This is a genomic window from Streptomyces odonnellii, assembly GCF_000981895.1.
GTDB classification, from domain to species: Bacteria; Actinomycetota; Actinomycetes; order Streptomycetales; family Streptomycetaceae; genus Streptomyces; species Streptomyces odonnellii.
The window spans coordinates 14,409-28,066 of the sequence record NZ_LATD01000053.1 but is presented as its reverse complement, the minus strand read 5'-3'; the positions used below and the strand labels follow the sequence as shown (position 1 = coordinate 28,066).

At 71.5% G+C, this 13,658-nt stretch carries 14 protein-coding genes; 3 read left to right on the top strand and 11 right to left on the bottom strand.

What is annotated here, in order from left to right; all coding sequences use genetic code 11:
- Positions 1–72: 72 nt before the first annotated feature.
- The gene (locus WH07_RS06970) at positions 73–531 is read right to left on the bottom strand and encodes an ATP-binding protein (RefSeq protein WP_046496607.1); all 459 of its coding nucleotides are present in this window, start codon (positions 529–531) and stop codon (positions 73–75) included.
- A 99-nt stretch (positions 532–630) separates the two neighbouring features.
- Positions 631–984: an STAS domain-containing protein gene (locus tag WH07_RS06965; RefSeq protein ID WP_003967428.1), complete on the bottom strand. Its 354-nt coding sequence runs from the start codon at positions 982–984 to the stop codon at positions 631–633.
- Between the two features lie 79 nt (positions 985–1,063).
- On the opposite strand from WH07_RS06965, the gene WH07_RS06960 reads away from it, so the two are divergent.
- The gene (locus tag WH07_RS06960; RefSeq protein WP_079023008.1) at positions 1,064–3,565 is read left to right on the top strand and encodes a DEAD/DEAH box helicase; all 2,502 of its coding nucleotides are present in this window, start codon (positions 1,064–1,066) and stop codon (positions 3,563–3,565) included.
- A gap of 28 nt (positions 3,566–3,593) precedes the next feature.
- Here WH07_RS06960 and WH07_RS06955 read toward each other — a convergent pair whose 3' ends face one another.
- The 7 genes from WH07_RS06955 to ssd all read right to left on the bottom strand — a co-directional run bounded on the left by WH07_RS06955 (position 3,594) and on the right by ssd (position 8,558).
- A complete protein-coding gene (locus tag WH07_RS06955; RefSeq protein ID WP_046496594.1) occupies positions 3,594–3,959 on the bottom strand; it encodes an Rv3654c family TadE-like protein in 366 nt (121 codons plus the stop codon).
- Positions 3,956–4,363 (bottom strand): TadE family type IV pilus minor pilin, encoded by a 408-nt coding sequence (locus tag WH07_RS06950; RefSeq protein WP_079023007.1) that lies wholly within the window; start codon positions 4,361–4,363, stop codon positions 3,956–3,958. Before WH07_RS06950 ends, WH07_RS06955 begins: the two co-directional genes overlap by 4 nt.
- Positions 4,350–4,487, bottom strand: a complete 138-nt coding sequence (locus WH07_RS06945) for a DUF4244 domain-containing protein (protein ID WP_408645812.1) — start codon at positions 4,485–4,487, stop codon at positions 4,350–4,352. Before WH07_RS06945 ends, WH07_RS06950 begins: the two co-directional genes overlap by 14 nt.
- Before the next feature lie 171 nt (positions 4,488–4,658).
- Positions 4,659–5,429, bottom strand: coding sequence for a type II secretion system F family protein (locus WH07_RS06940; protein ID WP_079023010.1), 771 nt, complete (start codon positions 5,427–5,429; stop codon positions 4,659–4,661).
- Positions 5,426–6,295 (bottom strand): type II secretion system F family protein, encoded by an 870-nt coding sequence (locus WH07_RS06935; RefSeq protein ID WP_232788751.1) that lies wholly within the window; start codon positions 6,293–6,295, stop codon positions 5,426–5,428. Before WH07_RS06935 ends, WH07_RS06940 begins: the two co-directional genes overlap by 4 nt.
- Positions 6,296–6,300: 5 nt before the next feature.
- Positions 6,301–7,464: a TadA family conjugal transfer-associated ATPase gene (locus WH07_RS06930; protein WP_046496588.1), complete on the bottom strand. Its 1,164-nt coding sequence runs from the start codon at positions 7,462–7,464 to the stop codon at positions 6,301–6,303.
- Complete coding sequence (gene ssd / locus WH07_RS06925; RefSeq protein ID WP_046496586.1) at positions 7,461–8,558, bottom strand: septum site-determining protein Ssd; 1,098 nt, start codon at positions 8,556–8,558, stop codon at positions 7,461–7,463. Before ssd ends, WH07_RS06930 begins: the two co-directional genes overlap by 4 nt.
- A 511-nt stretch (positions 8,559–9,069) precedes the next feature.
- Here ssd and WH07_RS06920 point away from each other — a divergent pair.
- Positions 9,070–9,906: an HAD family hydrolase gene (locus tag WH07_RS06920; protein ID WP_046496584.1), complete on the top strand. Its 837-nt coding sequence runs from the start codon at positions 9,070–9,072 to the stop codon at positions 9,904–9,906.
- Positions 9,907–10,274: 368 nt separating this feature from the next.
- Here the strand turns inward: WH07_RS06920 and WH07_RS06915 are convergent, their stop codons facing one another.
- The gene (locus WH07_RS06915; protein ID WP_046496582.1) at positions 10,275–11,162 is read right to left on the bottom strand and encodes a Fic family protein; all 888 of its coding nucleotides are present in this window, start codon (positions 11,160–11,162) and stop codon (positions 10,275–10,277) included.
- Positions 11,163–11,264: 102 nt separating this feature from the next.
- Here WH07_RS06915 and WH07_RS06910 point away from each other — a divergent pair, with 102 nt between their 5' ends.
- Positions 11,265–12,251, top strand: coding sequence for an ATP-binding protein (locus WH07_RS06910; RefSeq protein ID WP_046496580.1), 987 nt, complete (start codon positions 11,265–11,267; stop codon positions 12,249–12,251).
- A 61-nt stretch (positions 12,252–12,312) separates the two neighbouring features.
- Here WH07_RS06910 and WH07_RS06905 read toward each other — a convergent pair whose 3' ends face one another.
- Entirely contained in the window at positions 12,313–13,593 is a 1,281-nt protein-coding gene (locus tag WH07_RS06905; protein WP_046496578.1) for a polysaccharide deacetylase family protein, read from the bottom strand.
- Positions 13,594–13,658: the final 65 nt, after the last annotated feature.

Here is a 13,658-nt window from a genome sequence, read left to right as displayed (position 1 = left end):
GCTCAGCAGGGCCTTTCAAGGCAGGACGGCAGAGCCGTCCGATCAAGGGATCGCGGCTCGGAGCATCACGGCTCAGGGCATCGCCACGGCCGGATTCGTCGGCCAGCTCATCCGGATGACGCCACCGTCGTCTCCGGAGGTGACTTCCACATCGTCGACGAGCCCGCTGATCACCGCGAGCCCCATCTCGTCCTCGCCCTCGGCGTCGCCGTCATGGAGATCGCCGGAGGACGCCCCATCGGGCGTGCCCGAGTCCGCGCCTCCGGCACCGCCGCCGGTGCCGGTGACGCCGTCGCCGACCTCGATGGAGAAGTTCTTCTCCTCCTCGGTCAGCACGACCCTCACCGGGGCGGTGATGCCATGGCTGCGATGCAGCCCGACCGCCCGGCTGCATGCTTCACCGACCGCGAGTCTGACCTCGTCCAGGACTGCTTCGTCGACACCGGCCCGGCGCGCCACGGCGGCCGCCACCAGGCGGGCCGTCCTGACATGTTCGGGCTGGGCGCTGAAACGCAGTTCAACGGTGGCCATGCGATCCCCCTCGAACGTACGAGCGTGCGAACTCACGAGCGAGGGCATCCGGGCGGAACGCCCGGTGCCTCTGCCCTCTTCCGGAAGCTGCGGCCGGCCTCAGTCGGTGGCCGCCACGGCCTCGTCGACCGTGGTGTGGATCGGGAACACCTTGGTGAGGCCGGTGATCCGGAAGATCTTGAGAATGCGCTCCTGGTTGCACACGAGACGCAGCGAGCCCTCATGGGCGCGCACACGCTTGAGGCCACCCACGAGCACGCCGAGACCGGTCGAGTCGAGGAAGTCCACGCCCTCCATGTCGACAACCAGGTGGTAGCTGCCGTCGTTCACCAACTCGACCAACTGCTCGCGCAGCTTGGGCGCGGTATACACATCAATCTCGCCACCGACCTCGACGACCGTACGGTCGCCACCAGGGCCGGACACATTGCGAGTCGACAGGGACAGGTCCACGGATCCTCCAGCACCTTGCTATCGAGCGGTCGCCCCTCGGGTCTCCCCGACGGAGCCAGGGGACGTATCGCCAGCCGCGATGGCATTCAATCACTTACCAGCAGTCGCGCACGACGCCTTGAGCCCATTGTCCGTCACACCAGTGACACACTCGATCCCGATGGCCAGGAATCTCCACCCCAGTGGGCCCCCAGCGAGCGGGGGCGACCGGCCCTCCCCGGCCACGGTCCTCGACCGGCTCACCGCGGGGGCGGACCGTGCTACGCGCATCACCCATACGGAGCACCTGCCCCCGCGCCCGGGCCGTCATGCGGTCTGGCCCGACCGCATCAGGCCCGAAGTGATCAACGCCATTCTGCGGGCCGGGATCGACCACCCGTGGGCCCACCAGGCGGCCGCCGCCGAGCACGCCCTGGACGGCGAGTCCGTCGTCATCGCCACCGGCACCGCCTCGGGCAAGTCGCTCGCGTATCTCGCGCCCGTACTCACCACGCTCCTCGACGGGGCCGAGGCCGCCAACGGCCGGGGCACCACCGCGCTGTATCTCGCCCCGACCAAGGCGCTCGCAGCCGACCAGCGCCGGGCCGTACGGACGCTGGCGGACCCGCTCGGCAACCGTGTGCGCCCCGCCGTGTACGACGGCGACACCCCCGTCGAAGAGCGCGAATGGGTCCGGCAGTACGCCAACTACGTGCTCACCAATCCGGACATGCTGCACCGGGGCATACTCCCGTCCCACCCCCGCTGGTCCTCCTTCCTGCGCTCCCTGCGCTATGTCGTCATCGACGAGTGCCACATCTACCGCGGTGTCTTCGGCTCGCATGTGGCCCAGGTGCTGCGCCGGCTCCGCCGCGTATGCGCCCGCTACGGTGCGAATCCGGTCTTCCTGCTCGCCTCGGCCACCGCCGCGGAACCCGCCGTGGCCGCCGGACGGCTGACCGGCCTGGCCGTACGGGAGGTCGCCGACGACGCCTCGCCGCGGGGCGAACTGGTCTTCGCCCTCTGGGAGCCCCCGCTCACCGATCTGCACGGCGAGAAGGGGGCTCCCGTCCGCCGTACCGCCACCGCCGAGACCGCCGACCTGCTCACCGACCTCACCGTCCAGGGCGCCCGCACCGTGGCCTTCGTACGGTCCCGCCGGGGCGCCGAACTCATCGCCGTGATCGCCCAGGAACGCCTCGCCGAGGTGGACCGCTCCCTGGCCCGCCGGGTCGCCGCCTACCGGGGCGGTTATCTGCCCGAGGAGCGCCGCGCCCTGGAGAACGCGCTGCACTCCGGCGAGCTTCTCGGCCTCTCCGCCACCACCGCCCTGGAACTCGGCATCGACGTCTCGGGACTGGACGCCGTCGTCATCGCCGGCTACCCCGGGACCCGCGCCTCGCTGTGGCAGCAGGCGGGCCGCGCCGGGCGGTCCGGGGAAGGGGCGCTGGCCATCCTGGTCGCCCGGGACGACCCACTGGACACCTTCCTCGTCCACCACCCCGAGGCGCTGTTCCAGCAGCCCGTCGAGTCCACCGTCCTCGACCCCGACAATCCGTATGTACTCGCCCCCCATCTGTGTGCCGCGGCATCGGAACTTCCGCTCACCGACGACGATCTGACGCTCTTCGGCCCGGCCGCCCCCGGTCTGCTCCCGCAACTGGAGACCGCGGGCCTGCTGCGCCGCCGCGCCTCGGGCTGGTACTGGACCCGCCGCGAGCGGGCCGCCGACCTCGCCGACATCCGGGGCGAGGGCGGTCGTCCCGTCCAGATCGTCGAGGCGGCGTCCGGCCGGCTGCTGGGCACGGTCGACGAGGCGGCCGCCCACACCTCCGTCCACGACGGCGCCGTCCATCTCCACCAGGGCCGCACCTATCTGGTGAGGCAACTCGATCTCGCGGACTCGGTCGCCCTGGTCGAGGAGGCGTCCCCGCCGTACTCCACCACCGCCCGCGACACCACCGCCATCTCCGTGCTCGAAACCGAGACCGAGGTGCCGTGGGGCGACGGACGCCTCTGCTACGGCTCCGTCGAGGTCACCAACCAGGTCGTCTCCTTTCTGCGCCGCCGGCTCATCACCGGCGAGGTGCTCGGCGAGAGCAAGCTCGATCTCCCGCCACGGACGCTCCGGACCCGAGCCGTCTGGTGGACGGTGACCGAGGACCAGCTCGACCGGGCCCGGGTCAATCCGGAGCAGCTCGGCGGCGCGCTGCACGCCGCCGAACACGCCTCCATCGGGATGCTCCCGCTCTTCGCCACCTGCGACCGCTGGGACATCGGCGGAGTCTCCGTGCCGCTCCACCCGGACACCCTGCTGCCGACGGTCTTCGTGTACGACGGCCATCCCGGCGGCGCGGGATTCGCGGAGCGGGCCTTCCGGACGGCCCGCGAGTGGCTCGCGGCCACCCGCGAGGCCATCGCCTCCTGCGAGTGCGACGCCGGCTGCCCGTCCTGCATCCAGTCCCCCAAGTGCGGCAACGGCAACGACCCCCTCCACAAGCGAGGCGCCGTACGCCTCCTCACCGAACTGCTGAGATCGGCTCCGAACCCGGCCGCCGTGGAAACCCCGGAGGCCGAGCCGGTCGGGCCCGCCGTGGAGTAGTGCCACTGTGCGGCGCCGCGCTGTCATCTCATGGCACGGCCTCCCCGCCTCCGGGCGGCAGCGTCGTCAGCGGCGGGCCCGCGCGGGCCCTGACCGTCGGGGCGTACGGTCCGAAGGCGGCCCGGGCGGTCACATCCGCGATGCCCCCGCTCAGCGCGCACCTCACCACCTCCGCCCCCTGCGCCGACGCCACATCGACCGCTCTCCGGCAGGCGTCCGCCGACCCCAGCAGCGCGTGGTCGGCAGCGGCGAGGGCCGCCAGATCCGCCGCCGCTGCCGCCCGGTGGCGGGCGACCACCGCTTGCCCCATGGCGAGCACCGCCGCGAACACCACGCATATCGTGGTGGCCGCCATCGCCACCCACAGACTCGCCGAACCCCGGTCCCTGGTCATGACGCCGCCTCCCCCGGTCCCGGGCCTTTCACGCCGTCGTCTGAGGCCCCCACGGTGTCCTCAGCCGACGCGGCGGCCTCGGCCGTGAGCGTCAGGCCCAGGGCGCCCGGCCCCGGCGTCGGAGCCTCCACCCGCGCCCGCCACAGACCGCCCGTAAGCCCCAGCGTGACCTCGGCGCCCTCCGGGGCGGCCGAACGCGCGGCCTCCAGTGCCACGGCCCGTGGCTCGGACCGGGCGGCGGCCCGCGCCGCCGCCCGTGCCGCGTCCACGCACTGGATCTGGGCGGAGGCCGCCATCAGGGCCCAGACCAGGGCCATCGCGAACACGACCAGCACCGGAACCGCCACGGCCGCCTCCGCCGTCACCGACCCGCGCTCCGAACGGACGGCCTCAGATCTGCGCATTGAGCGCCTTCCCGATCACCGACTGGAGCGCGGCCGAGACCGTCGAGCTCGTGACCACCTTGTAGAGCACCGCCGCGAGCGCACAGGCCGCGATGGTCGCCACGGCGTACTCGGAAGTGGCCATTCCGCTGTCGGTACGGAGCCGACGCGCCCACAGCCACCTCGTCCGACGCATCCGGCCCACCTGACCCGCACGAACCATCCGTCGCATGGTCAACCACATGTCTGCCTCCCTGTAGGAATCACTGATTGGAAACTGAAGAGAAATCCCGGCCCAAGAGCCGGGCCGAAGGGCTCAGTTGCCCTTCAGCAGCCCGGTCGCGAGACCGATGACAACCGGGGCCACGCCCACCGCCAGAAACGCGGGCAGGAAGCAGAGCCCCACCGGAGCGGTGATCAGCACCTGGGCACGCTGGGCCCTGGCCAGGGCGGTGCGCGACCGCTCCGCCCTGAGGCCGTCGGCCAGCCGCGACACCGGCTCCGCCGCCGGGGCTCCCGTGGCCCCCGCCCGCTCCAGGCAGCGGGCCAGTCCCGCCGCGCCCGGTATCGCACCGAACCGCCCCCACGCCTCGGCCGGTTCACCGCCGAGCCGCAGCTCCGCCGCCGTGCGCGCCAACTGGTCGCCCACAGGTCCGCCCAGCGACTCGCCGACCGCCTCCGCCGCCTCGCGCGGCCCCGCTCCGGACGCCACACAGGCGGCCAGCAGATCGGCGGCGAGGGGTAGCTGACAGGCCGCCTCCTCGGCCCGGGGACGGTCGTCCGGCTTCCTGGTACGCAGCCATCTCCGCACCCCGTACGCCCCTGCCAGCCCCACCAGCCAGCCGGGCACACCGCCGACCAGGACCCAGCCGCTGATCACCGCGCAGAGCGGCGCGCCCCAGCGCCTCACCCACGCCGCCGTCGCCGGTTTTGGCCGCCGCCGTCGGTTCTCGACCGCCAGCAGGGCCACGAGCCGCCCCCGCACCCGCCGTTCGCGCCGCAGGGCCACCACCGCCAGAGCCGCGCATCCGAGGGCGACGAGCACCGGGAGCGTCCCCCACAGCCTGTGGACGAAGTCCTGGCTCATGGCGCCTCCCCGGCCCGTACGATCCGGCCGGCCCACCACAGGCCCACGCCCTCCAGCGCTCCGCCCACCAGCAACAGGCCCCAGCCCGCCGGGGTGTGCAGCAGCACCCGGAGTGGATCCGCGCCCAGCGCCGAGCCCAGCAGCAGACCCACCACCGGAAGCAGCGCGAGCAGCACGACCGTCGACCAGGCGCCCGCCAACTGCGCGCGCAGCGCGTCTCGTTGCTCCCGCTCGGCCCGCAGCGCGGCCTCCAGCCGGTCCAGCCCGGCCGCGAGCCCCGCCCCGCCGTCGACAGCCACCCGCCAGCAGGCGGCGAGCCCCACAAGGCCGCCAGCGCCCGGCTCACCCGCCGCCTGCCGCAGAGCGCGCGGTACGTCACCGCCGAAGCGCGCAGCGGCCAGTACGGCGGCCTCGGCGCCCGCCAGCCCGCCCGTGGCCGCCGAGGCGGCCAGCAGGGCCTGTACGGGCTGGAGGCCGGCCCTCAGCTCACCCGCCGCGGTGCCGCACAGCGCGACGATCCCGTCGGCCCGGCGCTCCCGCGCCCGCTTCCGCTCCCTGGCCCGCAGCCGCCGCCTCGTCAGCGGCACCGCCAGCGCCCCCGCGATCAGCGGCAGCACCGACTCCCCCAGCACAGCGAGCACCACCGCCGACGGAAGACAGAGCCATTCCCGGCCCAGCATTCCCGTCCACGCACGGGCCTCCAACTTCCAGCGCCCCCGGAGAGGCCCTGCCAGGGCCCCATCCGGTGCGCCTGTGTCCGCGAGCAGCAGCCTGGCCCGGCGCAGCCCGCGCCCGTACCCGACCGTCAACCGGACCGCGGCTCCCGCGCACAGCGCCGCAGCGCATACGCAGGCGAGCATCCACATGCCCGTCACAGCGCACCCCCGATGAGCTCCCGCAGCCGTGGCCAGCCCCGCTCGTAGGCGAAGCCCTCGGCTCCCCAGCTCAGCGCGGGCACCGGCACCACCAGCCCGGCGCCGTCTCGCTCCAGCACGTGCACCTCGGCGACCCTGCGGTGCCCGTCCCGGTCCCGTACGAGATGGATCACGGCCGAGAGCGCGGCCGCCAACTGGCTGTGCAGCGCCGCCCGGTCAAGGCCCGCGGCCGTCCCCAGGGCCTCCAGCCGAGCGGGAACGTCCGCTGCCGTATTGGCATGGACAGTGCCGCAGCCGCCCTCGTGACCAGTGTTCAAAGCGGCCAGCAGTTCGGTGACTTCATGGCCTCGCACCTCACCGACGACCAGCCGGTCGGGCCGCATCCGCAGCGCCTGCCGGACGAGATCGCGCAGTTCGACCAGGCCCGCGCCCTCCTGGTTGGCCGGCCTGCCCTCCAGCCGCACCACATGCGGATGGTCGGGCCTCAACTCCGCCGAATCCTCGGCCAGTACGATCCGCTCCCGCGCCCCGACCAGGCCCAGCAGTGTCGAGAGCAGCGTTGTCTTTCCCGTACCCGTGCCGCCGCTGATCAGGAACGACAGGCGGGCCTCGATCAGCGCGCGCAGCACGCGCTCGCCACCCGGCGGCACCGTCCCCGCCGCGGTCAACTCCCCCAGGGAGAACGCCTTGGGCCGCACCACCCGCAGCGACAAATACGTCGAGCCGACGGCCACCGGCGGCAGCACCGCGTGCATCCGGGTTCCGTCGGGAAGCCGGGCGTCCACCCAGGGTCTGGCGTCGTCCAGCCGGCGTCCCGCCACCGCGGCGAGCCGCTGAGCGAGCCTTCGTACGGAAGCGGCGTCGGCGAACGACACCGCGGTCAGCTCAAGACCGCCGCCCCGGTCCACCCACACCCGGTCGGGCGCGGAGACCAGCACATCGGTCACCGACGGGTCGGCGAGCAGCGGCTCCAGCGGCCCGGTGCCCACCAGCTCGCACCGCAGCTCCTCGGCGGCGCCCAGCACTTCCGTATCGCCCAGCAACCGCCCCTGTGCCCGTAACGCAGCCGCCACGCGTGCCGGTGTCGGATCCGCCCCGCTCTGCGCGAGCCGCTGCCGTACGGCGTCCAGCAGCCCTCCGGAGTCCGTCCCGGCGGTCATGACGCCACGCTCCCGTCCCCGGCCAGCGCACGCTCCCAGAAGGCCGTACAGAACGCGGCCAGCGGTCCGCGCGCCCGTGACCCCGGCGGCACCCCGCCGTCCTGGGCCTGTGGCAGGCCCGGCTCCAGGGGCACCTCGCCCGCCAGTGGGAGCCGGAGCGCATCGGCGATCCACTGCTCGTCCAGTCCGGCCGCGTACGGACCGCGGACCACCGCCCGGAGGTCCGGGAGCACCATGCTCACCACCGAGGCCACCCGGCGGGCCGCCGCGACGGCCCGCAGCTCGGCGGGGACGACCAGCAGCCCGAGATCGAGCTGGGCCAGCGCCTCCGCCACGGCCTCGTCCACACGGCGCGGCAGATCCACGACCACCACGCCACCGCGTCTGCGGGCGGCGGCGAGCACCGACCGCATCGCCTCCGGCTGGATCACCACCGAGTCCCCCCGGTCCCAGCTCAGCACCCGCAGGGCGTGGAGCCGGGGCAGCGACTCCTCCAGCGCCCCGCCCGCGACCCGCCCCTTGGAAGCCGCGAAATCCGGCCATCGTCTGCCCTCCGCCTGCTCCCCGCCGAGCAGCACATCGAGCCCGCCGCCGAGCGGATCGGCGTCGATGAGCATCGTGCGGCGGCCGGCCCGCGCCGCGGTGACGGCCAGGGCACAAGCCAGCGTCGAGGCCCCGGCACCGCCCCGACCGCCGATGACTCCGACCGTCAGCGCCTGTCGGCCCACGCCCTCGACGGCGTCCGCGATCCGGTCGACGAGCCAGCTCTCCGCGTCGGGCAGCCGCAGCACGCACTCAGCGCCGATCTCCACCGCCCGCCGCCACACGTCGGGGTCGTCCTGGTCCCGCCCGACGAGCATCACGCCCCGCCTGCGGGTGGTGCCCCGGCACCGTGCCGCCGCGTCGTCCCCGACGAGCACCATCGGGGCCTCTTCCCAGATCTCCTTGCGCTCCGGCACCGAATGGTGCACCTGCGGCTCGGCGCCCGCCGCGGCGCACAGCCGCAGCAGATCGTCGAGCAACCCCATGTCCTCGGTGACGATCAGCGGTCCCGCCCCGCGTCCTTCGGCCACCTCCGACCGATCGGATGTCATGGATCCAGCCACGATCTCCGCCCCTATCTATCTCCGTCCCGATCCGGATCTGCGAACGCTCTCTTGCGATCTCGCACTCATCCGGTATCGGCGATTCCGGCTTCCGCGAACTTCGCGACAGGAATCACCGTGCGGCGGAACGGAAAATCGTGTGGATCTTGCTCGAAAACTGTGGACAACTCACCAGTTGTGAATATCCCGCTCGCTCATACCGGTGACTTCCGGAGAGCAGCGCACCGACTACGCACCGTGACGCGTATACATGGAGAGAGGCCGCCGCACACAGCCACCGAGGAGAGGAGGACGGCGTGATGGAGAGTCCAAAACGCGTCCGGACATGCGACGACCCCCGCCGGGGGGGAGAGCGGGGGTCGTCCCCACGGCCGACTCGGGGGGGGAGGAGCCGGACCGGGTTAGCACGGTCGCGAACGATCCGTGACTTCCATGGTGTACCCGAGAGCCTTCTCAGGCAAACCCACGCGCCCGAGCTTACGCCGAATGGTGGGCGCATATGCTCATGCCCGTGGAAAACCACTCCTTGCCGCGCACAGCAGCCTTCTTTGACCTGGACAAGACGGTCATTGCGAAGTCATCGACGCTGACCTTCAGCAAGTCCTTCTACCAAGGCGGTCTGATCAACCGCCGCGCCGTACTGCGTACCGCATACGCGCAGTTCGTCTTCCTCGCCGGAGGAGCCGATCACGACCAGATGGAGCGGATGCGGGAGTACCTCTCCGCGCTCTGCAAGGGCTGGAACGTCCAGCAGGTCAAGGAGATCGTCGCCGAGACACTGCACGATCTCATCGACCCGATCATCTACGACGAGGCAGCGTCCCTCATCGAGGACCATCACACCGCCGGCCGCGATGTGGTGATCGTCTCCACCTCCGGCGCGGAGGTCGTCGAGCCCATCGGCGAGCTGCTCGGAGCCGACCGGGTCGTGGCCACCCGCATGGTCGTCGGCGCCGACGGCTGTTTCACGGGCGAGGTGGAGTACTACGCGTACGGCCCCACCAAGGCCGAGGCGATCGAGGCGCTCGCCGAGTCCGAGGGGTACGACCTGTCCCGCTGTTACGCCTACAGCGATTCCTTCACCGACGTACCGATGCTCCAGTCGGTCGGCCACCCCTACGCCGTCAATCCGGACCGCGCGCTCCGCCGCGAGGCGCTGGCGCGAGACTGGCCGATTCTGGTCTTCAACCGGCCCGTCCGGCTCAAGCAGCGGCTGCCCGCGTTCTCCATGCCGCCCCGCCCGGCACTGGTCGCGGCAGCGGCCGTCGGCACCGCCGCGGCCACGGCCGGACTGGTCTGGTACGCCAGCCGGCGACGCCAGTCCACACCTGCCTGACCGGAAATCGACGCATCCGACAGAAAGCCATCAACACATGACCGTTTCGCGCTTATTTGAAGCTAAAAGTAAAGAAGTGCGGGTAAGGGTTCCGCATTACCGCAGGCTGGAGTACAAAGGATTCAACGGCCCGCGAGACCAAGGACATCCGAGAGGATCACCAGTTAACGCATAAGGCCCCACGGACCGAAGTATGAAAACGGAGTACCCACGCGACGTCGACCCGTCGAATACGGGCCAGCCGCACCAGGCGACGGGCAAAGCACCCGACCTGATGGGCAACTTCTCGAGGACGCTTGGTAACCCCGTGGACATGCGAGCGGCGGCGCCAACTGGGTGCCGCCGCAACCCCGTTCGGGCAGGGCCGATCAGGCAGCGCCCCGCTGAAGCGCCTCGCAGACGGCGATCGATTCCCTGACACCCAGCTCCACCGCGCGTCCGCAGTGGGTGATCCACGCCACCATGCCGCCGGGGGTTCCCGAGAGATAGCCCTCGAAGGCGGCGGCGTACGCCGCGCGCCCCAGCTCCGCGTGGCCGACCTCCGCCGGGCAGACCGATTTGGGGTCGAGACCGCTGCCGACCAGTACGACCCGCTCGGCCGCCCGCGCCACCAGGCCGTTGTACGAGCCGAAGGGACGCAGCGCAAGCAGTTCGCCGTGCACCACCGAGGCAGTCACCAGGGCCGGGGCGGGGCTCGCGGCGACGATCAGCTCGGACAGCCCCTCCAGCCGTCCCGCGACCTCGTCCGCGGCGGGCAGCGGAGCCTCGGCCAGGGGCCCGCCCGTCCCGGGTGTCTCGCTCCCGGGCACCTCGGCCACCGGTTCGCCCGCCAGCCGTGGCCGGCCCACCGTACGGTCCGGGACGCCGGCGCCACCCGCGGCCACCAGATGCAGCCGGGCCAGGACGCGCAGCGGCGACTGCGCCCAGATGGAAAGGAGTTGACCGGCCTCCGCGTTGAGCCGCAGGGCCGCGCCGACCGTACGCGCCTCGGCATCCGAGCCGAAGTCACTGCGTCGGCGTACCTCTTCGAGCGCCCAGTCGGCGCCGGACAGCGCCGCGGAGCCGCGTGCGGCGCGCAGGGCCGCCTCCGAGGTGACTTCATTGCTGCGGCGCCGCATCACACGGTGGCTGTAGACGCGGTCGACCGCCGCGCGTACGGATTCCACCGCGCCGGGGACCCCAGGGAGGGCGGCCAGCGCGGCCAGGGGATCCTCCGGCCGCGGCGCGAAGAAGGCGTCAGAGGCTGTCGTACTCATAAGTAGGGAGGCTACGCGCCCATGGCGTGCGCCCCACCTTGGAGTGGTCTTCGTCACGCCAATTTGTCACCGTGAGCGAGATCACCACTACCCTATGTGAACATGAAGATCGCTTTCGTAGGCAAGGGCGGCAGCGGCAAGACGACGCTGTCCTCGCTCTTCATCCGCCATCTCACCGCCAACGAGGCCCCCGTCATCGCGGTGGACGCCGATATCAACCAGCATCTCGGGGCCGCGCTCGGCCTCGACGAGAGGGAGGCCGCCGCGCTGCCCGCGATGGGAGCACACCTTCCGCTGATCAAGGAGTATCTGCGCGGCAGCAATCCGCGGATCGCCTCCGCCGAGGCGATGATCAAGACCACTCCGCCGGGCGAGGGCTCGCGGCTGCTGCGGGTCCTCGAGAACAACCCGGTGTACGACGCGTGCGCCCGGCCCGTCCCGCTCGACGGCGGCGAGATCCGGCTGATGGCCACGGGGCCGTTCACGGAATCCGATCTGGGGGTGGCCTGCTACCACTCCAAGGTCGGCGCGGTGGAGCTGTGCCTCAACCATCTGGTCGACGGCCCCGAGGAGTACGTGGTCGTCGACATGACAGCCGGTTCGGACTCGTTCGCCTCCGGGATGTTCACCCGGTTCGACATGACGTTCCTGGTGGCCGAGCCGACCTGCAAGGGGGTGTCCGTCTACCGCCAGTACAAGGAGTACGCCCGGGACTTCGGTGTCTCGCTGGCAGTCGTCGGCAACAAGGTGCAGGGCGAGGACGACCTGGAATTCCTGCGTACGGAGGTGGGCGACGACCTGCTGATCACGGTGGGGCACTCGGACTGGGTCCGGGCCATGGAGAAGGGCAGGCCGGCCCCGTTCGATCTGCTGGAGGCGGACAACCGCTGCGCGCTCCAGACGCTCCAGGACGCGGCGGAGGATTCGTACGAGCGCCGCGACTGGGAGCGGTACACGCAGCAGATGGTCCACTTCCATCTCAAGAACGCCAAGAGCTGGGGCAACGCGAAGACGGGCATCGACCTGGCCGCCCAGATCGACCCGGCCTTCGTGCTCGGCGAGAGCCTCTCCGTGCCCCAGCCGTCGTAATACGGCCCCAGCCCTCCGCGGAGCGGCCCCGGTCCCACGCGGCCGGGGCCGCCGCGGGCCGTCAGTGCTTCTCGGCGTGGGCGGACGGCTGGGACGACGGGCCGCCGCTGCCCTTCGGGCCCGCGGCCGCCGTGGCCAGGAAGGACTCCCACCCGCCCTTCGGAGCCTGGCCGACGCGGAGCGTGCGCAGCTTGGCCAGTTGTGCCGGGTCCTGTACGTCCAGCCAGTCGGCGAGCTGACGGAAGGACACGCACCGTACGTCCTTCTGCACACAGATCTTCTTGATCGACTGCTCGACGGCGCGCATGTACGTACCGCCGTTCCAGGACTCGAAGTGGTTGCCGATGATCAGCGGGGCCCGGTTGCCCTTGTAGGCGCGGTCGAAGGCCTGGAGCAGACCGTCCCTCATCTGGTTGCCCCAGTAGGTGTGCTGTGACGGGTCGCCGAAGACCGTACCCGACTGGTTCCACATGAAGTTGTAGTCCATCGAGAGGGTCTCGAAGTCCCGGCCCGGTACGGGTACGAGCTGGAGCGGGACGTCCCACATGCCCTCGGTCTTCTTGGGCCAGACCTGGTTGCTGATCCCGCTGGAGTCGTAGCGGAAGCCCATCGTCCGTGCCGCCTTCATCATGTTCTTCTGCCCTTCCAGGCAGGGCGTGCGGCCGCCGACCATCTCCTTGTCGTAGTCGAACGGCAGCGGGGCCTCGGTCTTCAGCCCGGCATTGGTCTTCCAGTTCTTCACGAAGGACATGGCCTGCTTGATCTCGCTCTTCCACTCCTCGACGGACCAGGTGCCGACGCCGCCGTCGTCGCCGCAGAAGTGGCCGTTGAAGTGGGTGCCGATCTCGTTGCCGTCGTTCCAGGCGGCGCGCAGCTCGCGCAGGGTGGCCTTGATCCCCTTGATGTCGTTGAAGCCGATGTCCGAACTGCCGGGCGAGTGCTGGGGCGGCTTGTACTGCTCCGCCTTCTCCTCCGGCAGCAGGTAGACGCCGCTCAGGAAGTACGTCATGGTCACGTTGTACTTCTTGCCCAGCTCACGGAAGTGGGAGAAGAGTTTCTGGCTGTCCTCGCCGGCCCCGTCCCACGAGAACACCACGAACTGGGGGGGCTTCTCCCCCGGTTTGAGCCGCTCGGGCTTGGCCAGATTGGGCTGGGCGCCGGTGAACGCGGTCGAGCCGTCGCCGATGAGCTTGACGATCGCCTTGGGGGCGCCGGGTCCCTTCTTGGCCGCGGGGGCGTCTTTCCGGGCTTCCTCCGCTTCCGGCCCGGCGCATCCGGCCACGCCCACGACCAGCGCCGTGACGGCGGCGCCGAAGGCGGTTCTCCTAGTAACGGCCAGCATCCGCCCACCCTCTTCCTTCAGGTTTCAGTACCGAAGTGCCGAGCGGCGACTGCCGACACGGCGCC

Coding starts and splice junctions, on each gene's coding strand:
- WH07_RS06970 (WP_046496607.1), bottom strand. CDS start 531: ATGGCCACCGTTGAACTGCGTTTCAGCGCCCAGCCCGAACATGTCAGG.
- WH07_RS06960 (WP_079023008.1), top strand. CDS start 1,064: ATGGCATTCAATCACTTACCAGCAGTCGCGCACGACGCCTTGAGCCCA.
- WH07_RS06955 (WP_046496594.1), bottom strand. CDS start 3,959: ATGACCAGGGACCGGGGTTCGGCGAGTCTGTGGGTGGCGATGGCGGCC.
- WH07_RS06950 (WP_079023007.1), bottom strand. CDS start 4,363: ATGCGCAGATCTGAGGCCGTCCGTTCGGAGCGCGGGTCGGTGACGGCG.
- WH07_RS06945 (WP_408645812.1), bottom strand. CDS start 4,487: ATGGCCACTTCCGAGTACGCCGTGGCGACCATCGCGGCCTGTGCGCTC.
- WH07_RS06940 (WP_079023010.1), bottom strand. CDS start 5,429: ATGAGCCAGGACTTCGTCCACAGGCTGTGGGGGACGCTCCCGGTGCTC.
- WH07_RS06935 (WP_232788751.1), bottom strand. CDS start 6,295: ATGTGGATGCTCGCCTGCGTATGCGCTGCGGCGCTGTGCGCGGGAGCC.
- WH07_RS06930 (WP_046496588.1), bottom strand. CDS start 7,464: ATGACCGCCGGGACGGACTCCGGAGGGCTGCTGGACGCCGTACGGCAG.
- ssd (WP_046496586.1), bottom strand. CDS start 8,558: ATGACATCCGATCGGTCGGAGGTGGCCGAAGGACGCGGGGCGGGACCG.
- WH07_RS06920 (WP_046496584.1), top strand. CDS start 9,070: ATGCTCATGCCCGTGGAAAACCACTCCTTGCCGCGCACAGCAGCCTTC.
- WH07_RS06915 (WP_046496582.1), bottom strand. CDS start 11,162: ATGAGTACGACAGCCTCTGACGCCTTCTTCGCGCCGCGGCCGGAGGAT.
- WH07_RS06910 (WP_046496580.1), top strand. CDS start 11,265: ATGAAGATCGCTTTCGTAGGCAAGGGCGGCAGCGGCAAGACGACGCTG.
- WH07_RS06905 (WP_046496578.1), bottom strand. CDS start 13,593: ATGCTGGCCGTTACTAGGAGAACCGCCTTCGGCGCCGCCGTCACGGCG.